Genomic DNA, 23,077 nt, shown 5'->3' with positions numbered 1-23,077 from the left:
ATGTCAGACTTTTTCAGCCTGTCAACACCCTCGTTCGATGATCTCGTTCGGCGGTGGTGGGCGCCCTGTTGTCGCTGAAGCCCCTTGGTGGCGACCCCTGCGACGGGGGAGAAGAAGTATGCCCCCATCCACAGAGTTTGTGAAGGGGGTGTGGCGATTTTTTTCAACGGATGTTGCATCCGTTCATGCATCGCGCCCGTGGAGGCATACCGCAAGGAAGAGTCAGGCCGCAACCAGACGCACCCGGGCAAAGGTGCGCTTGCCAACCTGCAGCAGGCCTTCGAAACCCGGCTGCAGCACCTGCTGGCCATCTTCCACTACTTCACCGTCCACCTTCACCGCGCGCTCCTTGAGCTTGCGGTTGGCTTCGGAGTTGCTGGGGGTCAGGCCGGCGGCGGTCAGCAGCGCGGCAATCCGCAGGCCCTCGGCCGGAATGGCCACGTCCTGCAGCGGGAGCTGGGTGATGTCGCCCTGCCCGGTCACCGCCGCTTCCCAACCGGCAATGGCCTGCTCGGCCGCAGCGGCGTCGTGGAAGCGGGTGGCCAGTTCACGGGCCAGGCGCAGCTTCACCACCCGCGGGTTCAGGGTGCCGGCGGCGACCTGTTCACGCAGCGACACTGCCTCGGCCTGGCTGATGTCGAAGGACAGCAGCTCGATCCAGCGCCACATCAGGGCGTCGTCGACCTTCATGGCCTTGGTGACGATGTCGATGGCCGGCTCGCTGATACCAATATAGTTGCCCAGCGACTTGGACATCTTGTTGACCCCGTCCAGGCCTTCCAGCAACGGCATGGTCAGCACCACCTGCGGCTTCTGGCCATGGTGCTCCTGCAGGCCACGGCCCATCAGCAGGTTGAACTTCTGGTCGGTACCACCCAGTTCGACGTCCGCTTCCAGCGCCACCGAGTCGTAGCCCTGCACCAGCGGGTACAGGAACTCATGGATGGCGATGGACTGCTGGGCCGCATAGCGCTTGGCGAAGTCGTCACGCTCGAGCATGCGGGCCACGGTGTGCTGGCCGGCCAGGCGGATCATGTCGGCCGCGCCCATCTTGCCGAACCACTCGGAATTGAAGCGGACTTCGGTCTTGTCCCGGTCCAGCACCTTGAATACCTGCTCTTCATAGGTGCGGGCGTTGGCCAGCACGTCCTCGCGGCTGAGCGGCTTGCGGGTCAGGCTCTTGCCGGACGGGTCGCCGATCATGCCGGTGAAGTCGCCGATCAGGAAGATGACCTGGTGGCCGAGGTCCTGGAACTGGCGCAGCTTGTTCAGCAGCACGGTGTGGCCCAGGTGCAGGTCGGGGGCGGTGGGGTCGAAGCCTGCCTTCACGCGCAGCGGGCGGCCTTCCTGCAGGCGCGCACGCAGATCCTCGAGCTTCAGGATCTCGTCGGCTCCGCGGCCGATCAGGGCAAGGGCTTCTTCAATCGAGGACACGTGACTACTCCCGGCAGTGCCGTTTCTTATGTGGGGTGTTAACGCCAAGTTAACCCGATTGGCTTCACAAAAGCCAATAGGCACAAGGGTTTGACGCGGTTTTCTCAGGTGTCTATGGTAACCGCCGAACAGGCCCGCGCTCCCGGGCCAGCCAGGAAAACACCGCTGATGCACAATTCCGACCAAGGGCGCGCACGCAAGCAGCGCTTCCAGGAACGACTCCACGTCCTGCACGACAACGCCCTGCACCGGAAGCTCAGGCAACACCTTCCCGCCGCTTTCAACGAGCGCTGGACCCGCCGCCACTGGATGCACGCGAGCCTGTTCGCAACCATTGGCGCGCTGGTGGCGACCATTGTTCCCGGCTTTTCGCACACTATTGATGCGCCCTACGCCGACAGCCACACCAGCCTGGCCCTTCCGCTGCCGCCGCTTGCGCAGGCGCGCCAGCAGCAGACCCCCGGCGACAGCTGGCAGGTGCTGCGGGTGCAGCGCGGCCAGACCCTGAGCGAACTGTTCGACCAGGCCGGCATTCCGGCCAGCACCCTGCACCGGGTGCTGGACCATCCCGGCGCGCGCGATTCGCTGACCAAGCTGCGCCCGGGCGCCGAGATCGCCTTCGACATGCCGCTGTCGGGCGACCTGCGCAGCATCCGCTTCGACCGCGATGGCGAGCACCGGGTGGAGCTGAGCCTGGCCGGCAATGACATCAAGGAAAAGGTGACCCAGCGCGAGACGTCCACGCGCACGGTGGTCACCAGTGGCGAGATCACCAGTTCGCTGTATGCCGCGGCACGCCGTGCCGGGCTGTCGCCGTCGGCGATCGCGACGATGACCGACGACATCTTCAAGTACGACATCGATTTCTCGAAGGACCTGCAGCCGGGCGACCGCTTCAGCGTGGTGATGGACGAGACCTGGCGCGAAGGCGAGAAGGTCGACACCAGCAAGATCCTGGCGGCCACCTTCACCACCGGCGGCAAGACCTATTCGGGCTTCCGCTTCGAGCGCAACGGCAAGTCGGAGTACTACGACATCAACGGCCGTTCGCTGAAGAAGAGCTTCATCCGCATGCCGATTCCCTTCGCGCGCCTGAGCTCGACCTTCGGGGCGCGCAAGCACCCGGTGCTGGGCAAGATGCGCATGCACAAGGGCGTGGACTACGCCGCCCGCACCGGCACCCCGATCATGGCCGCCGGTGATGCACGTGTGCAGTTCGTGGGCGTGCAGCGTGGCTACGGCAACGTGGTGATCCTGGACCATGGCCGCGGCCACACCACCCTGTACGGGCACATGTCGCGCTTTGCCGGCATCAAGAACGGCCAGCGCGTGGCCCAGGGCACGGTGATCGGCTACGTGGGCTCCACCGGCCTGGCCACCGGCCCGCACCTGCACTACGAATTCCGCGTGAATGGCCAGCACCGCAACCCGCTGACGGTGACCATGCCGCCGCCGGAACCGCTGAAGGGCGCCGAGCTGGTGGCCTTCCGCGCGCAGACCGCACCGGCCATGGCGCGTATCCAGGGCATGGAAAAGCTGATCTACGCCGAGGCCAGCCCGGCCCCCGCCAGCCGCGAGGCCGATGCCACCGAGGTGGCCAGCGCCAAGGACGCCAAGGCGCCGGCCCGCAAGCGCGGCTGAGCCCCTGCGTTGACGAACAAGGACGTGGCAGCACAAGCTTGCCACGTCCTTTTTTTATGCCCGCCATGAACGCCGCCGCCGACTCGAACGCCCCCCTGTACCTTGGCCTGATGTCGGGCACCAGCGCCGATGGCATCGACGCCGCCCTGGTGCAGTTCCCCGCTGCCGGCGGCTGCCACTTCGTGCACGGGCTGACCGCGCGGTGGGAACCGGTGCTGCGTGCCCGGCTGGTCGCGCTGGGCGAAGGCGGCCCGCTGCAGTCGCTGGAAGAGCTGGGCGAATTGGATGCGCGGATCGCAATCGCCTTCGCCGGCGCGGCCAACCAACTGCTGGACGAGGCTGGGGTGGATCGTGCGCAGGTGCGGGCGATCGGCTCGCACGGGCAGACCGTGCGCCACCGGCCGCTGGCCGACCCGGCCTTCACCGTGCAGCTGGGCGATGGCAACCGGATTGCCGAGCTGACCGGCATCACCACCGTGTGCGACTTCCGCCGCCGCGACGTGGCGGCCGGCGGCCATGGCGCGCCGCTGATGCCCGCGTTCCACCTGGCCATGCTGGGCGCTGCCGATGAAGACCGCGCGGTGTTGAACCTGGGCGGAATCGGCAACCTGACCCTGATTCCCCAACAGGGCGCGGTGCGCGGCTTCGACACCGGCCCGGCCAATGCACTGATGGATGCGTGGTGCCAGCGCCACACCGGCCGCAGCTTCGACGCCGATGGCGCGTTTGCCGCCAGTGGTGCGGTGGATGACAGCCTGCTGGCCGCCTGGCGGGCCGACCCGTGGTTCGATCTGCCGCCGCCCAAGAGCACCGGGCGCGAACAGTTCCACCTGGCTTGGGCCGAAGCGCACATGGGCGAGGGCCAGTTCAGTGCCGCCGATGTGCAGGCCACCCTGCTGGAGCTGACCGCGATGACCGTGGCCGATGCGCTGCTGGCGCAGCAGCCGGGCACGCGGCGGGTGCTGGTCTGCGGTGGCGGTGTACACAACGCACAGCTGATGCGGCGGTTGGCCGCGCGGCTGCCGGGCGTGCAGGTTGTATCCAGCGCGCGGCATGGGCTGGACCCGGAATACGTGGAAGCAATGGGTTTTGCCTGGCTGGCCCAGCGCACGATGGAGGGGTTGCCGGGCAACCTGCCGGCGGTGACCGGGGCGCAGGGTCCGCGGATCCTGGGGGCGATCCACCTGGCGTGAGGTGGGTGGCATCCGCCGGGGACGGCAGTCGAGCATGGATCGACTCTACAAGGGCGCTAATCGAAGCCCTGGCCGGCGGGCATGGCCTGCAGCGCGGCGATGGCCGCCGACAGCGCATCCACTTCGGGATCGCCAAAGCCCGAGCGCACTTCCAGTTCACTGCTCAACAGCCCCTGCTCCAGCACCGCCTGGCAGGTCTGTTCGTGGGTCCAGCCGCGCGCGACCGCCACCCGCCGGATACGTTCCAGCAGCAGCGGATCGACGTCGCGCAGCACTATGTCGGCCATGCTCACTCCCCGTTCGCAAGGCACCGCCCCCCCGGCGCACGTGGCGATCATCCCGCAGCCGGGGCGTGCAGGCAATCAGGGGGCGGCCGGCGGCCCGCGATCCAGGATGCGCGGCCACAGCCAGGCCAGCAGCAGCAGGGTCGGTACCACGGTGACCGCGCTGAGCATGAAGAAGGTGCTGTATGAGCTGGCTTCGACGATGTAACCGGACACGCCACCGACGAACTTGCCCGGCAGGTTGGCCAGCGACACCAGCAGCGCGTACTGGGTGGCGGTGAAGTTGCGGTCGGTGAGCGAGGACATGAAGGCCACCAGCACGGTGCCGGCGAAGCCCTGGAACAGGTTGTCGGCGCTGAGCGCGGCATAGAACGCCCACAGCTGGCCGGGGTTGTGCGCCATCAGCAGGAAGGCCAGGTTGGACAGGGCCACACCCAGCGCGGCCACCAGCAGCATGCGACGGAAACCGAACGCGGCCACCGCGATACCGCCGAGAAAGGCGCCGCCAATGCCCATCCACACACCGAACAGCTTGGACACGGTGGCGATGTCGGCCTTGTCGAAGCCCGAATCCAGATAGAACGGGCCGGCCATGACCCCGATCACCTGGTCGGGGAACTTGAACAGGCCGACGAAGGCCAGCAGCCCCAGTGCCAGGGCGATGCCGTTGCGGCTGAAGAAGCTGGTGATCGGCTGTACGAAGGCTTCGGCCACGTCGATGCGGCGCTGCACCGCGTTGGCCGGGCGATCGGGCTCGCGGCAGAACAGGGTGGCCAGGATCGGCAGCAGCATCAGCGCGGCCATGGCCAGGTAGGCCACGATCCAGCCTTCGAACTGGGCCAGGTACAGCGCACCGGCGCCGGCCAGGATCAGGCCGATGCGGTAGCCCAGCGTATAAGTGGCCGCCAGGGCCGCCTGCGCGGTCTGCGGGGCGATCTCGATGCGGTAGGCATCGACCACCGAATCCTGGGTGGCGCCGGCAAAGGACGCGGCCAGCACCCAGCCGACCAGCGGCCACACGCCCTGTTCGGGGCGCACGAAGGCCAGCGCTACCAGGCCGACCAGCACCGCCACCTGCGACACCAGCAGCCAGGAGCGGCGACGGCCGAGCCGGCCCAGCAGCGGGAAGGCGTACCGGTCCAGCAGCGGTGCCCACACGAACTTCAGCAGGTAGAAGAAGCTGGCCAGGCTGATCAGGCCGATGCTGCCCAGGTCCAGGCCGACATCGCGCAGGCGGGTGGACAGGGTCTGCGAGGCGATCAGCAGGAACGGCAGGCCGCTGCCGAAGCCCAGCAGGGCCATGGTCAGCGCCGACGGCGTGCCGAAGGCGCGCTTGATGCCGGCCCAACCCTTGTAGCTGGGCGCCGCAGCGGCCTCGGTCACAGGTCGTAGTCCACGGTGAACGGGGCGTGGTCGGAGAAACGCTCGTCGCGGTAGATCGAGCAGCTGCGCAGGCGGTCACGCAGGCCCGCGGTGATGAACTGGTAATCGATGCGCCAACCGACGTTGTTGGCGCGGGCCGCGCCCCGGTTGCTCCACCAGGTGTAATCCTCGCCGGTGGGGTTGAGCAGGCGGTAAGCATCGGCCCAGCCGCGGCCGGAAGCGACATCGGTGGCCTGGCCATGGTCGGCGCACAGGGCGTTCAGCCAGTCGCGCTCTTCGGGCAGGCAGCCGGAATTCTTCTGGTTGGATTTCCAGTTCTTGATGTCCAGCGCCGACCGGACGATGTTCCAGTCGCCACACAGCACGTAGTCGCGGCCACTGCGCGCCCACTCTTCCAGGATCGGCCGCAGCCACTCCATCACTTCGAACTTGAAGCCCTGGCGCAGGTCGCCCGAGCTGCCGGAGGGAATATAGAAGGAGACCACGCTGAGATTGCCGAAGCGGGCCTCGATGTAGCGGCCTTCGTCGTCGAACGGGGCCCAGCCCAGCGAGGTGATGACCTGGTCGGGCTCGCGCTTGCTGTAGATGGCCACGCCGCTGTAGCCCTTCTTGGTGATGGCATCGCGGTAGAAGCAGTGGTGGCCATCGGGGCGGAACATCGGGTCGGTCAGCTGGTCTTCCTGCGCCTTGGTTTCCTGGATGCACAGAACGTCGGCGTCCTGGGCGCGGAACCAGTCGAGGAAGCCCTTGGTGGCGGCCGAACGGATGCCATTGGCGTTGAAGCTGATGATGCGCATGCAGAAGAACCTACGGCGGGAAACCGGGCAAGCATACCGGTTGGCCATGGGGCTGCGCAGTCCGCCGGCGCCCCCCGGGCGGGCCTTCACGGCGGGCCGGACGAGCGCGAAAGGCCCAGCTGGATTAGGATTTATGCTCCAAATGATGATGAACAGAGTTTTGATGAGCGACCATCGCCACCGTTTCCTGCAGCTGGCCCTGACCGCCGACGCCCTGCGCTTCGGCCAGTTCACCCTGAAGTCCGGCCGCCTGAGCCCCTATTTCTTCAATGCCGGCCGGTTCGATTCCGGCTCGCTGCTGGCCCAGCTGGGCGCCTGCTACGCCGATGCCATCGACGCCAGCGGGATCAAGTACGACGTGGTCTTCGGCCCGGCCTACAAGGGCATTCCGCTGGCCACCGCGATGGCCTGCGAACTGGCCCAGCGCGGCCGCGACCTGCCGCTGTCGTTCAACCGCAAGGAAGTGAAGGACCACGGTGAAGGCGGCCAGCTGATCGGTGCCGACCTGACCGGCAAGCGCGTGCTGATCGTGGACGATGTGATCACCGCCGGCACCGCGATCCGCGAAGCCATGGCCATCATCCGCGCCGCCGGTGGCACCCCGGCCGGCATCGTGGTGGCCCTGGACCGCCAGGAGATCGCCTCGGAAGCCGACCACCGTTCGGCCGCGCAGGCCGTGGCCGAGGAAGCCGGCATTCCGGTGATCGCGGTGGCCACCCTGGCCGACCTGCTTGATTTCGCCTCCGGAAACCCGGAACTTGTGGGCTACCGGCAGCCGCTGGAAGCCTATCGGGCCCAGTACGGCGTCCGCTCCGCACGCTGACCCAGGGGAAGGTCGCATGTTCCGAGTTCCTGCCATTGTTGCCGCCAGCCTGCTGCTGGCGGTTCCGGCTACCGCCCTGGCGCAGTCCAGCGGCAAGGCGGAAAAGAAGCTGTACTGCTGGAACCAGGGCAAGGAACGGATCTGCAGCGATGCGCTGCCGGCCGACGCGGTGAACAACGCGCGTGAGGAATTCAACGTGAACAGCGGCCTGCGCAATGCCCAGGTCGAGCGCGCGTTGAACGATGAGGAACGTGCCGCCGCGTCCACGGCGGCGGCGCAGACCCAGCTGGACAAGATGGCCGAGCTGACCCGCCAGCGCACCGAGCAGGCCATGCTGGTGACCTATTCCGACGAAGACGCGCTGCGGCGCGTGTTCAGCGAACGCCAGGAAGTGCTGGACAACAACCTGAAGACCGCCCGCTACAACGTGGCCAGCCTGCGTGATTCGCTGGTGGCGCTGCTGGGCGCGGCCGGTGATCGCGAACTGGCCGGCGCCGCGGTGGCCGACAAGCAGGCCGACCTGATCCGCCAGCGGCATGCGCAGCTGCGCTCGCAGCAGCGCCTGCAGGCCAGTTTCGAGCAGCAACAGGTGGCGCTGAAGGCCGAGATCGAAACCACCCTGCAGCGCTACCGTGAACTGAAAGGGCTGGCGCCCGCAGGCTGAAGCGCGGTGCGGCCCCGACGGCCGCGCGCCCACCGGTGATCATGACAGCGGCTCGAACCCCTGATGCGCGTACCCGCCAGGCCGATGCGCTGGTGCACGGCCTGCAGCGCGAAGCCGGCGGAAAGCTGACCGTTTTCCTCGGCGCAGCGCCGGGCGTGGGCAAGACCTACGCCATGCTGGCCCGTGCACAGGAACAGCGCCGCCGCGGCGTGGACCTGGTGGTGGGGCTGGTGGAAACCCACGGCCGCGCCGAAACCCAGGCCCTGCTGGACGGCCTGCCGCAGCTGCCACTGAAGGACGTGGACTACCGCGGCCACGCCTTGCACGAGATGGACCTGGATGCGCTGCTGGCACGCCGGCCGGCGCTGGCGCTGGTGGATGAACTGGCCCATCGCAACGTGCCCGGCAGCCGCCACGAACGGCGCTGGCAGGATGTGATGGAGCTGCTGGATGCCGGCATCGACGTCTGGACCACGGTGAACATCCAACACCTGGAAAGCCTGAACGATGTGGTGATGCGGATCACCGGTGTGCGGGTGAGCGAGACCGTGCCCGACGTGGTGCTGGACCGCCTGCACGACATCGTGCTGGTGGACCTGCCGCCGCGCGAACTGATCGCGCGCCTGCAGCAGGGCAAGGTGTACGTACCCGAGCAGGCCGCGCAGGCACTGCAGGCGTTCTTTTCACCGGCCAACCTGACCGCGCTGCGCGAACTGGCCATGCAGGAAGCCGCCGACCGCGTGGACAGCAGCCTGCGCGAGACCCGGGCCGCGCGTGGCGAGGTGAACCTGCCGTTGCGCCGCGGCGTGCTGGTGGCCATTGATGGCGGTGGCCAGAGCGAATACCTGGTGCGGGTGGCGCGGCGCATTGCCGAACGCCGCGACGCACCGTGGACGGTGGTGACCGTGCAGGGCCGGCGCCAGGACGATGCCACCCGCCGCGAGATCGATGCGGCATTCGCGCTGGCACGGCGCCTGGGTGGCGAGGCCGAGCTGCTGCACGGTTCCAGCATTGCCGATGCCCTGCTGGACCATGCCGCGCACAATGGCATTTCGACGCTGGTGCTGGGCCGTACCCGCGAACGTCCGTTGGCCCGCATGTTCAACCGCACCCTGACCCAGCAGCTGATCCAGCGCGGGGCACATTACGAGATCACCATCATCAGCACGCCGCAGGCCCGCGCCCGTTCGCGCCGCGAAGGCCTGCTGCCGCCGATGCGCGGCATCAGCTACGAGCCGGTGCAGGCGCTGGTTGCCACCGCGCTGGCCTGCGCGGTGGCGTGGCTGGGCGAACGCTGGGTGGGCATGGCCGACCTGTCGATGGTGTTCATCGTGGCGGTGGTGCTGGTGGCCGCGCGTACCCGCGCCAGCGTGGCCGCGATGGCCGCGATCCTGTGCTTCCTGGCCTACAACTTCCTGTTCATCGCGCCGCGCTTCACCTTCGCCATCAGCGCGCGGCAAGGGGTGATCACCGTCTTCCTGTTCCTGGCCGCAGCGCTGGTGGCCGGGCGCCTGGCATCGCGGCTGCGCATGCAGGTGATTGCCCTGCGCGCGGCCAACCGCCACGCACGGGCACGCCAGCAGCTGGGCCGGCAGCTTGCCAGCGCGGCCGGGCCGGGCGAGGTGGCGCAGGCCGGGCGCCAGGCCCTGCAGCAGGCGCTGGATGTGCCGGCATGGCTGCGCATTGGCACCGACACTGCCACCGGCGGCCGCGTGCTGCCTGGCGACACCGACCTGGCGGCGGCCGACTGGGCGCAGCGCCACGGCCAGCCCGGTGGCCGCTTCACCGATACGCTGGCCGGTGCCCAATGGTGGTTCCTGCCGCTGCTGGATGGCGATGCCCGCGCCCTTGGCGTGGCCGGCCTGTACCTGCCCGACACCCGTCTGTTGCCCGAGCAGCGGCAACTGGCCGAAGCCATGGTGGATGACATCGCCCAGGCCGTGCTGCGCACGCGCCTGGTGGCCGAGCTGGAACAGGCCCACGTAAGCAACGAGACCGAGCGGCTGCGCTCTGCCCTGCTGTCTTCGGTATCGCACGACCTGCGCTCGCCGCTGGCGGCGATGATCGGCTCGGCCGACAGCCTGGCCAGCTATGGCGATGCGATGGACGGCGCCGACCGGAGGGCCCTGCTGGACACCATCCAGGTGGAGGGCGAACGGCTGGACCGCTACATCCAGAACCTGCTGGACATGACCCGCCTGGGCCATGACGGGCTGCAGATCAACCGCGACTGGATCGGCGTGGACGAGCTGATCGGTTCGGCGGCGCGGCGCCTGCAGCGCTACCAGCCGCAGGTGCGCCTGCAGCTGGACATTCCGGCCGCGCTGGCGCCGATCTGGGTACACCCGGCGCTGGTGGAACAGGCCGTGTTCAACGTGATGGAGAACGCGGCGAAGTTCTCGCCCCCCGGCGCCGCCGTGCAGGTGCAGGCACGGTTGGCCGACGGCCAGCTGCAGATCGACGTGATCGATGCCGGCCCGGGTATTCCCGATGACGAACGCGCGCGCATCTTCGACATGTTCTACAGCGTGGAACGCGGCGACCGCGGCCGCCATGGCACCGGCCTGGGCCTGACCATCTGCCAGGGCATGATCGGCGCCCACGGCGGCAGCGTGCAGGCGCTGCCCGGGCGCGACGGCCGCGGTACCCTGATCCGCATCACCCTGCCCTTGCTGAAACCTGCTGACCACCATGAGCCCGATGCCGACTGACGCCAGCGTGCCGGCCGCACGCGTGCTGGTGATCGACGATGAAACCCAGATCCGCCGTTTCCTGGACATCAGCCTGCGTGCGCAGGGTTACCAGGTGCGGCAGGCCGCCAGCGGCGAGGAGGGCCTGCAACTGGCGGCCAGCGAGGACATGGATCTGGTGATCCTGGATATCGGCCTGCCGGACATGGAAGGGCACGAGGTGCTGCAGCAGCTGCGGCAGTGGAGCCAGGTGCCGGTGATCATGCTGACCGTGCGCGCCGGCGAGGCCGAGAAGGTGCGGGCGCTGGACAACGGCGCCAACGACTACGTGACCAAGCCGTTCGGCACCCAGGAACTGATGGCGCGGGTCCGCGCAGTGCTGCGCACGCGCAGCGTGCCCAGCGATGGCGCGCCGCCGGTGTTCGATGATGGCCACCTGCATGTGGACCTGGTGCGCCGCGAAGTGGCGCTGGACGGCGAGCCGGTGGCCTTGACCCGCAAGGAGTACGCGCTGCTGTCGCTGCTGCTGCGCAATGCCGGGCGGGTGGTGACCCAGCCGCAGATCCTGCAGGAGATCTGGGGCCCCACGCACCAGCACGACACCCACTACCTGCGGATCCTGGTGGGCAAGCTGCGGCACAAGCTGGGCGATTCGGCGCTGGATTCGCGTTACCTGTTCACCGAACCAGGCGTGGGGCTGAGGTTCAAGGGGTGAGGCGTGCCGACCAAGGTCGGCACCTACCAGGTAGATACACGCCATGCGTGGATGGGCCGGCCCCCAGGTTCGATCAGAACCCCAGCGGGGTGTCGCCCAGTACCGTCTGCAGCTGGCTGCGGAACAACGCCTGGATGCGTTCCAGCGCGGCTTCGTCGTTGCCTTCAAAGCGCAGCACCAGCACCGGGGTGGTGTTGGATGCACGTACCAGACCCCAGCCGTCGGGGAAGTCCACGCGCAGGCCATCGATGGTGGACAGGCGCCCGCCCGTGTAGGGCGACTCCGCCGACTGCGCCGCATCGACCAGCATCGCCACCAGCGCGTGCGGCGTGCCATCGGCCACCGGCACCTTCAGTTCCGGCGTGGCTACGGTTTCGGGCAGCTCGGCCAGCACCTCGTCCGGGGTTTCCTCGCGCTGGGCCAGGATTTCCAGCAGGCGCGCGGCAGCGTACAGGCCATCGTCGAAACCGAACCAGCGTTCCTTGAAGAAGAAGTGACCGCTCATCTCGCCGGCCAGTTCGGCGTCGGTCTCGCGCATCTTGGCCTTCATCAGCGAATGCCCGGTCTTCCACATCAACGGGCTGCCGCCATTGCGCAGCACGTGATCGGACAGCTTGCCGGTGCATTTCACGTCGTAGATGACCATCGCGCCGGGGTTGCGCATCAGCACATCGGCGGCAAACAGCATCAACAGGCGGTCGGCGTAGATGATACGGCCTTCGCCGGTGACCACGCCCAGGCGGTCGCCATCGCCATCGAAGGCCACGCCCAGGTCGGCACCGAAGCGCTTGACCGTCTGCACCAGGTCTTCCAGGTTGGCCGGCTCGCTCGGATCGGGGTGATGGTTGGGGAAACTGCCATCGACATCGCAGTAAAGCGGAATGACCTCGGCGCCGATGGCTTCCAGCAACTGCGGGGCGAACGCACCGGCCACGCCGTTGCCGGCGTCGGCGACGACCTTCAGCGGACGGTCCAGCTGGACGTCGTCGGCGATGCGCTGGATGTAGTCGGCTGCGACGTCGCGCTGCTGGTAGTCGCCCGGGGTGGCGGCCTGCTGCAGGCGGCCTTCGCTGATGCGCTGGTAGAGATCAGTGATCGCATCGCCGGACAGGGTTTCACCGCCGATGACGATCTTGAAGCCGTTGTACTCGGGCGGGTTGTGGCTGCCGGTCACGGCCACGCAGGTACCGGTGCGCAGGTGGAAGGCGGCGAAATAGACCACCGGCGTGGCGGCCAGGCCGATATCGATGACCGAGCAGCCGGCGCGGCGCAGGCCCTCGGCCAGGGCGGCGGCCAGTTCCGGGCCGGACAGGCGCCCATCCCGGCCGATCACCACCTCGCGCAGGCCCTGTTCCAGCGCCACGGTACCGATGGCCTGGCCGATCAGGGCCGCGGTCTTCGGGTTCAGTTCGCTGCCGACCACGCCACGGATGTCGTAGGCGCGGAAGATGCCTGGGGCCAGCGCCACCGGCGGGACCGGCGGCGGCGCCACGGCATCACCTTCATCGCCGCTGGCCAGCAACGGCGGCGGGGCGGACATCTGCAGGCTCTCGCGCAGGGTCGGACCCTGGTCGCCCTCGCTGGCGGCGGTGCGGCGCAGCGGCAGCGATTTCGGCAGGCGGTTGCGACCGACCACCAGCAATACGGCGATGAACAGCAGCAGCAGCGCGACGATGGCGCTGCCCAACGCGCCCAGGCCCAGTGGGCCGGCCTCGATGTTGGGTACCGCCGCGGCCAACCGCAGGGGGGTACCGGCCACCGGGCGCGCCAGCGCCTCGGCGCTCTCGCGCAGGCCGGCATCGCCCTGTGCCACGATGTCATGGCCGCCCTGGCGCAGGGCCAGGAAGCCGTCGGCGGGGGTACGCACCTGGTCCAGCGGCGCGGTCAGGCGCAGCAGCGGCTGGCGCACATAGGCCACGGCCGGGCCGGCGCTGCCCAGCTCGACGGCGGCGGCCAGACCCAGGCGGTTGCCGCCCGCATCGCGCACCACGCGCAGGGCCGGCTTGCCGTCGGCCAGCGCCGATTCCAGCAGGGCCAGCCGCGAGTAACCGAACGCCGGCATGTCGGCATAGGCGGCGGCAAGGTCGGCGCCGAGCACGTCCACCTGCTCCACGCCGGTCCAGCTTTCACGCAGGGCCAGGGCCGCGGCGGCGGCATCGCCAGCGCGCAGCGCCTGCTGCACGCGATCGCTCTGCAGGTGCTTCTGCAACTGCTGCAACTGGCCGGCAGCGGCCTGCTGAAGCCCCTGCACGGCCTGGTCGCGGGCCGTTTCCAGTGCCTCGCCGTTGGCCGCCTGACGCCACTGCTGCACCGCGCTCCAGCCGAACCACCCGGCCAGCAGTACCAGCAGCACACCCAGCAGCGGTGCCCCCCGACCCAACGACTTTGCCTGCTTCGCTTCCCCGTTGCCGCTCATTGATCTCCCCCGTCAACGCACCCCGGTATGGCCGAATCCACCCGTTCCCCGCACGCTGTCGGTGAAAGTATCCACCACCTGCAGGCTGACGCGGGCAATCGGAACGACGACCAGCTGGGCGATGCGATCGCCCGGTTCGATAGTGAAGGCTTCGCGGCCGCGGTTCCAGACGCTGATCAGCAGTGGGCCCTGGTAATCGGCATCGATCAGGCCGGTGCCGTTGCCCAGCACGATGCCGTGGCGGTGGCCCAGGCCCGAACGCGGCAGGATGACCGCGCACAGGCCGGGATCGGCAATATGGATGGCCAGGCCGCTGGGCACCAGCGCGGTATCACCGGGCTGCAGGGTCAATGCGGTTTCCAGCGCCGCGCGCAGGTCCATGCCCGCGCTGGCTTCGGTGGCGTAGGCCGGCAGCGGCCAGCTGTCACCAAAACGCGGGTCGAGCAGCTTCACCTGCAGCGGCTGCGGGGAAAACGTCTGGGTCATGCCGTAAGCCTCCGCGCGATCAGCGCCAGCAGTTGTTCGGCCAGTTCGCGCTTGCTGGTGGCCGGGAATACCTGTTCGCCGTCCTGCCAGAAGGCAGTGGCCGCATTGTTGTCACTTTCGAAGCCGCCGCCGCTGATGCCCACCTGGTTGGCGATCACCAGATCCAGACGCTTGTCGACCAGCTTGCCGCGCGCGTACTTCTCCACATCGTGCGTTTCGGCGGCGAAGCCGACCACCAGCTTCAGGGCCTGGGTCTGCGCAGCCACCTCGGCCAGGATGTCCGGGGTGCGCACCAGCTCGATCACCAGCGACTGGCTGTCGGCGGTCTTCTTCAGCTTCTGCGCGGCCACCTGGCGCGGGGTGTAGTCGGACACGGCGGCGGCACCGATGTAGATGTCCGCCGGCAACGCGTCCAGCACGGCCTGGCGCATCTGCGCGGCCGAGCGCACATCCACGCGCTGCACGCCGGGCGGCGTGGGCAGCTGCACCGGGCCGCTGACCAGCACCACCTGCGCGCCCAACGTGGCGGCCGCTGCGGCCAGGGCGAAGCCCATCTTGCCGCTGCTGCGGTTGCCGACGTAGCGCACCGGGTCGATGTCTTCATAGGTCGGGCCAGCACTGATGAGCAGGCGCAGGCCCTGCAGCGCGCGGGTTTCCGGCGCGGCCTCGACCACCGGCGGTGCCCCCACGGCGGCCAGCGCGGCCACGATGTCGCCCGGTTCGGCCAGCCTGCCGGGGCCCGATTCGCCTTCGGCCAGCGGGCCATCCACCGGGCCGATCACCTGCGCGCCGCGCTGGCGCAGCAGGGCGATGTTGGCCTGGGTGGCCGGGTGCAGCCACATGCGGTGGTTCATGGCCGGGCACACGGTGAGCGGCGCAGTGCTGGCCAGGCACAGCGTGCTGACCAGATCGTCGGCGTGGCCGTGGGCCAGGCGGGCCAGCAGATCGGCGGTGCCGGGGGCGACCACGATACGGTCGGCCCAGCGCGCCAGTTCGATATGGCCCATGGCCTGCTCGGCCGCGCTGTCCCACAGCGTGGTGCGGGTCGGCTGGCCGGACAGTGCCTGGAAGCTGAGCGGGGTGACGAACTGCTGGGCGCCGGCGGTCATCGCCACCTGCACCAGGGCGCCGGCATCACGCAGGCGCCGCACCAGTTCCAGGGCCTTGTACGCGGCGATGCCACCGCCTACGCACAACAGCAGTTTCTGGCCCGCCAGCGCGCGGGCCGGCGCGGGGGAGGCGTTGGGAGAATCAGCCACCTGGAATTCCTGTGCAAACGAGGGCGCTAGCTTACCCGAAGGGCGGTGGCGTCCCGGTGCATGGCGCACATAGCGGGCCGCTATCAGCACATAGGGTTATGACCACATGAAGTTCCGCTTCGACCGTTGTTCGATTCGGAACTTTCCTATACCTGTGCGACCGCGCTGTTTTGCAGAATCATGGGCGGCCACGCCGCGTGTGCCGTCTGTTTTCCCAGGAGCATGCCGTGCACCCGCGCATCATCATTGCCGACGACCACCCGGTGGTCCTGCACGGCATACGCATCGTGCTCGAACGCCACCGTCTGGATGTAGCCGGCGCCGCCTGCGATGGCGCCGGCCTGCTGCGCCTGGTGGGCGAGCGCTGCTGCCATGCCGTGCTGACCGACCTGGCCATGCCCGGCCCCGGCCCGGATGGTCCGGAACTGGTGGCGACACTACGCGAACGGCACCCACAGCTGCCCGTGGTGGTGCTGACCGGCGCGCGACATCCCGGCCTGCTGGATGGGCTGCTGCGTGATGGCGTGCATGGCCTGGTCGACAAGGCCGCCGATTTCGCCGAGCTGCCGCAGGCGCTGCATGCGGCCATGGGCGGGCAGGTGTTCGTTTCCCAGCAGCTGCGCCGGCACCTGCAGTCACGTGACCTGATGTTCCAGCGCGAGCCCTCGCCGTTGTCGGCGCGCGAGCAGGAAGTGATACAGCTGCTGGCCGAGGGTCTGAGCGTGAACGCCATTGCCGACCACAGCGGCCGCAGCGCCAAGACCATCAGCCGGCAGAAGGCCGAAGCCAAGCGCAAGCTGGGCCTGCACAGCAACCAGGAACTGTACGAGTACCTGAAGCGCCAGCGCGATTGAGGGCTTGCCCCACCGCAGGGCGCGGCAAGCGCCGATGCCCGCGACGATCGCGGGCGGCCACGATGGGCCATGACCATCCTCGACTGGCCCGAGAACGAACGCCCCCGCGAAAAGCTGCTGGCCCGCGGCCCGGCCGCACTGTCCGATGCCGAACTGCTCGCCCTGTTCCTGGGCTCGGGCTTCGGCGGACGCGACGCCGTGCAGACCGCGCGCGACCTGCTGCAGGCCCACGGTCCGTTACGGGTGCTGCTGGACCGCCCGCCCGCCGAACTGACCCGCCTGCCCGGGCTGGGCCCTGCGCGCAGTTGTACGTTGGCCGCCGGTCTGGAGCTGGCCCAGCGCTACCTGGCCGCCGAGCTGCAGCAGGGCGACTGCGTGGGCGAAAACCCCAGCGCCGTGGGCCGCTACCTGCAGCACCGGCTGCGCGGCCAGCCCCGGGAAATCTTCATGGCCCTGTTCCTGGACAACCGCCACCGCCTGCTGGCCTGCGAGGAGCTGTTCCACGGCACGATCAATGCCGCCCCGGTCTACCCGCGCGAAGTGGTGCGCCGGGCCCTGCTGCACAACGCCGCAGCGGTCATTCTCAGCCACAACCACCCTTCGGGCGATCCTGAACCGTCGGCCGCCGATACCCGCATCACCCGCGAACTGCAGCAGGCCCTGGCCATGGTGGACGTGCGCCTGCTGGACCACTTCGTGGTGGGCGAAGGGCGCCCGGTGTCGTTTGCTGAACGGGGTCTGCTGCCAAAGGTGAACGCCCGCCTGCCCGGCTGAACCGGCCACGGTGGCAGCCCCGGCCGCAGGGGCCCGGTCAGCGGGTTGACCGGTATCTGCGCTAAAATGGGCGATTCCGCCGCTCATTCTCACAGCAGGCCTCGTGAAAAATCTCCTCCGCGCCCTGATCAACCAAGGCATCGAAGCCTTGCGCGCCAATGGCACCCTGCCCGCCGACACCCTGACGCCGGACTTCGTGGTCGAACGCCCGAAGACCCGCGAGCATGGCGACTTCGCCACCAACGCCGCCATGCTGCTGGCCAAGGCCGCGCGCAGCAACCCGCGCGCCGTGGCGCAGGCGCTGGTGGACGCACTGCCGCGCAGCGAGGACGTCAGCAAGGTCGAGATCGCTGGCCCGGGCTTCATCAATTTCCACCTTGCCCCGGCCGCCTACCAGCGCGAAGCCGCGCTGGTGCTGAAGGAAGCCCACGACTACGGCCGCAACCTGTCCGGCAATGGCCGCACGGTGGGCGTGGAGTATGTGTCGGCCAACCCGACCGGCCCGCTGCATGTCGGCCACGGCCGCGCGGCGGCCATCGGCGACTGCATTGCCCGCGTGCTGGATGCCAACGGCTGGAATGCCAAGCGCGAGTTCTACTACAACGACGCCGGCGTGCAGATCGAAAACCTGGCGCTGTCCACCCAGGCCCGCGTGAAGGGCATCGCCCCCGACCAGGACGGTTGGCCCGAAGGTGGCTACCGCGGTGAATATATTGCCGATGTAGGCCGTGCCTACATGGCCGGCGCCAGCGTGGACCTGGAAGGCACCACCGTGGTCGGCGCCAAGGACCCGGACGACCTGCAGGCCATCCGTCGCTTTGCCGTGGCCTACCTGCGCAACGAGCAGAACCTGGACCTGGCCGCGTTCGGCGTGGATTTCGACATCTACTTCCTGGAAAGCTCGCTGTACGCCGACGGCAAGGTAGCCGAAGCGGTGGCCAAGCTGCAGGCCTCGGGCCACACCTATGAGGAAGGCGGCGCACTGTGGCTGCGCAGCACCGACTTCGGTGACGACAAGGACCGCGTGATGCGCAAGTCCGACGGCACCTTCACTTACTTCGTGCCGGACGTGGCCTACCACCTGTCCAAGTGGCAGCGTGGCTACGAGCGCGCGATCACCGAACTGGGTGCCGACCACCACGGTTCGCTGGCACGCGTGCGCGCCGGCCTGCAGGCCATGGAAGTGGGTATTCCGCAGGGCTGGCCCGAATACGTGCTGCACCAGATGGTGACGGTGATGCGTGGCGGCGAAGAAGTGAAGCTGTCCAAGCGAGCCGGCAGCTACTTCACCCTGCGCGACCTGATCGACGAAGCCGGCCGTGATGCCACCCGTTGGTTCCTGATCGCGCGCAAGCCCGATTCGCAGCTGACCTTCGACATCGACCTGGCCCGCCAGCAGAGCAACGACAACCCGGTGTTCTACGTGCAGTACGCGCATGCACGCGTGTGCAGCCTGCTGCGCCAGGCCCAGGAAAAGGGCATCACCCATTCGCCCAGCGCCGGCCTGGCCGGACTGACCACGCTGGACGACGAAGCCTCGCTGTGGCTGATGGTGGAAATGTCGCGCTACCCGGAAGTGGTGGAATCGGCCGGCACGCTGATGGAACCGCACCTGGTGGCGCAGTACCTGCGCGAACTGGCACACGCCTTCCACACGTGGTATCAGAGCAAGAAGATCCTCGAACTGGATCAGTCCGAGCTGGATGCACGCCTGGCCCTGGCCAACGCGGCACGGCAGGTGCTGGCCAACGGCCTCGACCTCCTGGGCGTCAGCGCCCCGGAAAAAATGTAATTCCCCGGAGAAGCAGTAGACATGGCAGCACGACGCGGCAAGACACAGGCCAGGCGCAACAGCAGCAGCCAGGGCACGCCCGGATGGGTGTGGCTGGTGGCCGGTGTGGCCATTGCCGCCGTGGTGTTTCTGGCGGCGCCCAATCTGTTCAAGGGCGAAGGCGATGGTTTCCTGCGTGCCGGGCCGCAGCCGAACCCGAACGCGCAGCCGGCCCCGGTGGCCGACGCCGATGCCGATGTCGGCAGCCAGCCGGCCACGCCGGCCGCTGCCGCCAAGCCGGCTGAACCGGAAAAGCCGGCCGCCACCCAGTACGACTTCTACACCCTGCTGCCGGGCAAGGAAGTGGAGATGTCCGACGCCGAACTGGCCGCCAGCGCGCGCGCCGAGGAACTGCGCCGGGCCAAGGCCGAGGCGCAGCGCGCGCAGGCGGCACTGGAAGGCAAGCCGGTTCCGGCTGCGCCGGCTGCAACGCCGGCTGCCGCCCCGGCAGCAACGGCCAGCGTGGCCAGCACCGCTGCGGTCACCGCCAGCGAACGCCCGTTGCCGGCGCCGTTGAGTGAACGCCCCGCGGCGGCAGCGGCGACCCCGCCGGCCACCGCACCGGTACGCAGCGAAACCGCGGCGGCGACGTCGGCTGCGGCTGCGGCGACGGCACCGGCAGCCGCCGCTGACAACACGCGCTACATCCTGCAGGCCGGCGCCTTCGGTGCGTCTGGCGATGCCGAAGCGACCAAGGCCAAGCTGGCCATGATGGGGCTGGCCGCACGCGTGGAATCGGCGCAGATCAATGGCAAGACCGTCTACCGCGTGCGCATGGGGCCCTATGGCAGTGCCGGTGAGCTGGCCGAAGCCAAGCAGAAGCTGGATGGCACCGGCCTGCAGGCGATGGCGATCAAGGCGCAGTAAATGAAAAAAGCCGGGCATTGCCCGGCTTTTCTGCTTTTGTAGAGTCGAGCCATGCTCGACTGGCGTTGAATGCAGCGAGAGCAGTCGAGCATGGCTCGACTCTACAAAAAGCTGCGCCCCGGGTCAGCCTTCGCGGGCGACCTGGAAGCCGGCGAACGATTGGCTGACCGGCATCAGCTCCAGGCGATTGATGTTCAGGTGCGGCGGCAGCGTGGCCACCCAGAAGATCTGTTCGGCGATGTCTTCGGCGGTCATCGGGTTGGCGCCGGTGTACAGCTTGTCCGAGGCTGCCTGGTCGCCATGGGTGCGCACCACGGTGAACTCGGTTTCGGCCATGCCCGGCTCGATGGTGGTCACGCGCACGCCGGTGCCGTGCAGGTCCGAACGCAGGCCCAGCGAGAACTGGCTGACGAAGGCCTTGGTGCCGCCGTAGGCGTTGCCGCCAGGGTACGGGTAGACGCCGGCCACCGAAGAAATGTTGATGATCGCGCCCTTGCGCTCCACCAGCAGCGGCAGCAGGCGGTGGGTCAGCGTGACCAGCGCGGTGATGTTGGTGTCGATCATGGTGGTCCAGTCCTGCAGGCTGGCGCTCTGCGCCGGCGCGGTGCCCTGCGCCAGGCCGGCGTTGTTCACCAGCAGATCGATATCACCAAAGGCCGGCGGCAGGGCCAGCAGCGCGGCCTCCATCGCCACCGGATCGCGCACATCGAACACCGCCGCGTGCACCACGTCCTTGCCGTAACGGTCGACCAGCGGCTGCAGGCGCTCACCACGCCGGCCGGTAGCGATCACCTTCCACCCGGCCTGGGCGAAGCGATGGACGGCGGCGGCGCCGAAGCCGGATGTGGCGCCGGTAATCAGGACGGTGCGGGTCATGCAGACAACTCCGTGGGGAACCAGACCCCCATTCTGGCACCGTCGGCCGCCGGCTGCGTTTGCCATATCGGGCCGGGGTGCCCGCCGGGTTGCCCGGGTTGGGGCAGAGCCCGGTGCCCGTGGCACTGGGATCCGACCCCGGGGTCGTTCAGCGCAGGCGGAATACCCGCGCCTTGGGCAGGTCTTCATCGACCTGCAGGAACCAGCGCCCGGCAATGCCCGGTATCACTTCGATCTGCGGCGCCTGCAGCGGTGCGCGCAACGTCATCTGGCCCTTCATGACCTGCCACTGCTGGCCGTTGTCCAGGGTGAACACGGTACCCGGCGCCCAGCCGGCCACCTCGCCCACCAGCCGCGCACTTACCGGGCCCTCTTCCAGCCCCAGGTGCATGGCGGCCGGCGCGGGAACGCCCGCTGGCACGGGCGCGGCGGCGGTGTGGGTCTCCGCGGCCTGGGTCTCGACCTGGCGCAGCGCGCGGTTCAGCGCCTGCAGCTGTGCCGGGCTGAGCCCGATCTCGGCCAGCTGCGCCGCGCTCAGCCGCTGTTCCAGCGGTACGTACGAGGCCTGCGCGCTGGCGCTGAAGCTGCTGGCCAGCAGCAGGGCGGAGAAGACGAACCGGCGCATCGCAAGGACCTGAGCGGGAGAGCGCCCACGATGCTGCAATCCGGTGACAGTCCGGTGACAGCGGCCGGGCCGGTACAATGGGCCATGATCAACAACGATGTCCTGCGCAGCGTGCGCTATTCCCTGGATCTGGGTGACCACCACGTGGTGACCCTGTGCCAGATGGCCGACCCGGCATTCGCCGTGGATAACGAGCAGGTGAAAGCCTGGCTGCTGCGTGAGGATGAGCCCGGCTTCCAGGCGATGAGCGACAGTGCCCTGGCGCATTTCCTGGATGGCCTGATCGTGCACCTGCGCGGCCGCGACGAAAGCCAGCCGCTGCGCCCGGTGGAAACCCGCATCGACAACAACCTGGTGTTGAAGAAGCTGCGCGTGGCTTTCCAGCTGCGCGATGTGGACCTGATGGAGATCTTCGCCAGTGCCGGCTTCCGTGTATCCAAATCGGAAGTGGGTGCGCTGTTCCGCCAGCCCGGCCACACCAACTACCGGCGCTGCCTGGACCAGATGCTGCGCAACTTCCTCAAGGGGCTGAGCCTGCGCCTGCGCGGCTGAGCACGGCCTGCACGAAGGCACGCGCGGCCGGGGTCGGCAGGCGCTGCCAGACCAGATGCACGCGGCGCGTGGGCGTGGGCTGCAGCGGCACCTGCAGCACATGCTGGAAGCCGGCGGCGATCGACACCGGCACGATGCCGATCGCCAGGCCCTGCCGCACGAAGCGTTCCACCAGTTCCATCAGGTTGACCTCGAAGCGCACCGCATGCGGCAGCCCGGCCGCGGCGAAGGCATCGTCGGTCTGGCGCCGCGCACCGGTGCCGCGCGGGAAATCCACCAGCGCTTCGTCCTGCAGATCGGCCAGGGCCAGCCGCCGCCGGCCTGCCAGCCGATGGGCCGGCGCCAGCACCGCCACCAGATCCTCTTCCAGCAGCACCTGCTGGCACACCCCATCCAGCTGCGCCGACGGCGCCAGCCCCACCAGGGCCACGTCCAGCACGCGCGCCTGCACCTGCTCGATCAAGGTCTCGCTCTTGTCCACCCGCAACTGGAATTCCACCTGCGGGTGCGCGTGCTGGAAGGCGGCGAGCAAGGCCACCACGTCGATATCGGTGAGTGACGAGATCTGGCCGATGGCCAGCATGCCGCGCACTTCGCCGCTGACCGCTGCCACGTCGGCGCGCAGGTGGCGCAGGCTGGCCAACACCTGCCGCGCATGCACCAGCAGCGCTTCACCGGCCGCGGTGGTGCGCACCTGGCGCGGCAGGCGCTCGAACAGCGGCGTGCCCAGTTCCTGTTCCAGATGCGCGATCTGGTGGCTCAGCGCCGACTGCACCACGTGGCAGCGCGCGGCGGCACGGGTGAAGTTGCCTTCTTCGGCCAGGGCCACGGCAAACTCAAGCTGCTTCAGGTTCACCCATGTATCTCGATTTCAGATGACAGGGATGATGATGATTCATTTCCATCATGGGCG

Annotated in this window: 21 protein-coding genes; 11 read left to right on the top strand and 10 right to left on the bottom strand. The window is 68.7% G+C overall.

Features of this window, described 5'->3' with window-relative positions:
- Nucleotides 1–222 precede the first annotated feature (222 nt).
- Nucleotides 223–1,434 (bottom strand): tyrosine--tRNA ligase, encoded by a 1,212-nt coding sequence (tyrS, locus tag C1922_RS01830; RefSeq protein ID WP_108748223.1) that lies wholly within the window; start codon nucleotides 1,432–1,434, stop codon nucleotides 223–225.
- A 168-nt stretch (nucleotides 1,435–1,602) separates the two neighbouring features.
- Between tyrS and C1922_RS01825 the strand changes: the two genes are divergently transcribed.
- Together C1922_RS01825 and C1922_RS01820 are read left to right on the top strand one after the other, a co-directional pair.
- Entirely contained in the window at nucleotides 1,603–3,075 is a 1,473-nt protein-coding gene (locus C1922_RS01825; RefSeq protein ID WP_108748222.1) for a peptidoglycan DD-metalloendopeptidase family protein, read from the top strand.
- Nucleotides 3,076–3,140: 65 nt separating this feature from the next.
- Nucleotides 3,141–4,268 carry an anhydro-N-acetylmuramic acid kinase gene (locus C1922_RS01820; RefSeq protein ID WP_108751451.1) on the top strand — a complete coding sequence of 376 codons (1,128 nt, stop codon included), beginning with the start codon at nucleotides 3,141–3,143 and terminating at the stop codon, nucleotides 4,266–4,268.
- Nucleotides 4,269–4,324: 56 nt separating this feature from the next.
- On the opposite strand, the gene C1922_RS01815 is transcribed toward C1922_RS01820, so the two are convergent.
- The 3 genes from C1922_RS01815 to C1922_RS01805 all read right to left on the bottom strand — a co-directional run bounded on the left by C1922_RS01815 (nucleotide 4,325) and on the right by C1922_RS01805 (nucleotide 6,732).
- Complete coding sequence (locus C1922_RS01815; protein ID WP_108751450.1) at nucleotides 4,325–4,555, bottom strand: hypothetical protein; 231 nt, start codon at nucleotides 4,553–4,555, stop codon at nucleotides 4,325–4,327.
- Nucleotides 4,556–4,630: 75 nt separating this feature from the next.
- Nucleotides 4,631–5,935 (bottom strand): MFS transporter, encoded by a 1,305-nt coding sequence (locus C1922_RS01810; RefSeq protein ID WP_108748221.1) that lies wholly within the window; start codon nucleotides 5,933–5,935, stop codon nucleotides 4,631–4,633.
- On the bottom strand, nucleotides 5,932–6,732 hold the full coding sequence (locus tag C1922_RS01805) for an exodeoxyribonuclease III (protein ID WP_108748220.1): 801 nt from the start codon (nucleotides 6,730–6,732) through the stop codon (nucleotides 5,932–5,934). The genes C1922_RS01810 and C1922_RS01805 overlap by 4 nt, the downstream gene beginning before the upstream one ends.
- Nucleotides 6,733–6,895: 163 nt before the next feature.
- On the opposite strand from C1922_RS01805, the gene pyrE reads away from it, so the two are divergent.
- Genes pyrE through C1922_RS01785 form a run of 4 tightly spaced genes read left to right on the top strand, consistent with a single transcriptional unit; the run spans nucleotide 6,896 to nucleotide 11,624 of the window.
- Nucleotides 6,896–7,555, top strand: a complete 660-nt coding sequence (gene pyrE, locus C1922_RS01800; protein ID WP_108748219.1) for an orotate phosphoribosyltransferase — start codon at nucleotides 6,896–6,898, stop codon at nucleotides 7,553–7,555.
- Nucleotides 7,556–7,571: 16 nt separating this feature from the next.
- Complete coding sequence (locus C1922_RS01795) at nucleotides 7,572–8,219, top strand: hypothetical protein (protein ID WP_108748218.1); 648 nt, start codon at nucleotides 7,572–7,574, stop codon at nucleotides 8,217–8,219.
- 41 nt (nucleotides 8,220–8,260) lie between these two features.
- A complete protein-coding gene (locus C1922_RS01790; RefSeq protein ID WP_108751449.1) occupies nucleotides 8,261–10,930 on the top strand; it encodes a sensor histidine kinase KdpD in 2,670 nt (889 codons plus the stop codon).
- Nucleotides 10,920–11,624 carry a response regulator transcription factor gene (locus C1922_RS01785; protein WP_199912249.1) on the top strand — a complete coding sequence of 235 codons (705 nt, stop codon included), beginning with the start codon at nucleotides 10,920–10,922 and terminating at the stop codon, nucleotides 11,622–11,624. The genes C1922_RS01790 and C1922_RS01785 overlap by 11 nt, the downstream gene beginning before the upstream one ends.
- 73 nt (nucleotides 11,625–11,697) lie before the next feature.
- On the opposite strand, the gene C1922_RS01780 is transcribed toward C1922_RS01785, so the two are convergent.
- Genes C1922_RS01780 through coaBC form a run of 3 tightly spaced genes read right to left on the bottom strand, consistent with a single transcriptional unit; the run spans nucleotide 11,698 to nucleotide 15,785 of the window.
- Nucleotides 11,698–14,040 carry a phosphomannomutase/phosphoglucomutase gene (locus tag C1922_RS01780; RefSeq protein ID WP_108748216.1) on the bottom strand — a complete coding sequence of 781 codons (2,343 nt, stop codon included), beginning with the start codon at nucleotides 14,038–14,040 and terminating at the stop codon, nucleotides 11,698–11,700.
- Between the two features lie 12 nt (nucleotides 14,041–14,052).
- Nucleotides 14,053–14,526: a dUTP diphosphatase gene (gene dut, locus C1922_RS01775; RefSeq protein ID WP_108748215.1), complete on the bottom strand. Its 474-nt coding sequence runs from the start codon at nucleotides 14,524–14,526 to the stop codon at nucleotides 14,053–14,055.
- Nucleotides 14,523–15,785, bottom strand: coding sequence for a bifunctional phosphopantothenoylcysteine decarboxylase/phosphopantothenate--cysteine ligase CoaBC (gene coaBC / locus C1922_RS01770; protein ID WP_108748214.1), 1,263 nt, complete (start codon nucleotides 15,783–15,785; stop codon nucleotides 14,523–14,525). Before coaBC ends, dut begins: the two co-directional genes overlap by 4 nt.
- A 227-nt stretch (nucleotides 15,786–16,012) precedes the next feature.
- On the opposite strand from coaBC, the gene C1922_RS01765 reads away from it, so the two are divergent.
- The 4 genes from C1922_RS01765 to C1922_RS01750 all read left to right on the top strand — a co-directional run bounded on the left by C1922_RS01765 (nucleotide 16,013) and on the right by C1922_RS01750 (nucleotide 20,111).
- The gene (locus tag C1922_RS01765) at nucleotides 16,013–16,639 is read left to right on the top strand and encodes a response regulator transcription factor (protein ID WP_108748213.1); all 627 of its coding nucleotides are present in this window, start codon (nucleotides 16,013–16,015) and stop codon (nucleotides 16,637–16,639) included.
- Between the two features lie 69 nt (nucleotides 16,640–16,708).
- Nucleotides 16,709–17,413, top strand: coding sequence for a DNA repair protein RadC (radC, locus tag C1922_RS01760; protein ID WP_108748212.1), 705 nt, complete (start codon nucleotides 16,709–16,711; stop codon nucleotides 17,411–17,413).
- Nucleotides 17,414–17,516: 103 nt separating this feature from the next.
- The gene (gene argS, locus C1922_RS01755) at nucleotides 17,517–19,205 is read left to right on the top strand and encodes an arginine--tRNA ligase (RefSeq protein WP_108748211.1); all 1,689 of its coding nucleotides are present in this window, start codon (nucleotides 17,517–17,519) and stop codon (nucleotides 19,203–19,205) included.
- A gap of 21 nt (nucleotides 19,206–19,226) precedes the next feature.
- Complete coding sequence (locus C1922_RS01750; protein WP_108748210.1) at nucleotides 19,227–20,111, top strand: SPOR domain-containing protein; 885 nt, start codon at nucleotides 19,227–19,229, stop codon at nucleotides 20,109–20,111.
- Between the two features lie 123 nt (nucleotides 20,112–20,234).
- Here C1922_RS01750 and C1922_RS01745 read toward each other — a convergent pair whose 3' ends face one another.
- A complete protein-coding gene (locus C1922_RS01745; RefSeq protein ID WP_108748209.1) occupies nucleotides 20,235–20,987 on the bottom strand; it encodes an SDR family NAD(P)-dependent oxidoreductase in 753 nt (250 codons plus the stop codon).
- A 148-nt stretch (nucleotides 20,988–21,135) separates the two neighbouring features.
- Nucleotides 21,136–21,612 (bottom strand): hypothetical protein, encoded by a 477-nt coding sequence (locus tag C1922_RS01740; protein ID WP_108748208.1) that lies wholly within the window; start codon nucleotides 21,610–21,612, stop codon nucleotides 21,136–21,138.
- Nucleotides 21,613–21,696: 84 nt separating this feature from the next.
- Between C1922_RS01740 and C1922_RS01735 the strand changes: the two genes are divergently transcribed.
- Nucleotides 21,697–22,164: a DUF1456 family protein gene (locus C1922_RS01735; protein WP_108748207.1), complete on the top strand. Its 468-nt coding sequence runs from the start codon at nucleotides 21,697–21,699 to the stop codon at nucleotides 22,162–22,164.
- Here C1922_RS01735 and C1922_RS01730 read toward each other — a convergent pair.
- The gene (locus tag C1922_RS01730) at nucleotides 22,133–23,020 is read right to left on the bottom strand and encodes a LysR family transcriptional regulator (protein ID WP_108748206.1); all 888 of its coding nucleotides are present in this window, start codon (nucleotides 23,018–23,020) and stop codon (nucleotides 22,133–22,135) included. The two genes, C1922_RS01735 and C1922_RS01730, sit on opposite strands and share 32 nt — an antisense overlap.
- Nucleotides 23,021–23,077 lie beyond the last annotated feature (57 nt).

It is taken from the genome of Stenotrophomonas sp. ZAC14D2_NAIMI4_7, assembly GCF_003086675.1.
In the GTDB taxonomy this organism is placed as follows: domain Bacteria; phylum Pseudomonadota; class Gammaproteobacteria; order Xanthomonadales; family Xanthomonadaceae; genus Stenotrophomonas.
Note: the sequence above shows the minus strand (reverse complement) of the source record. Positions and strands in the feature narration are given on the sequence as shown.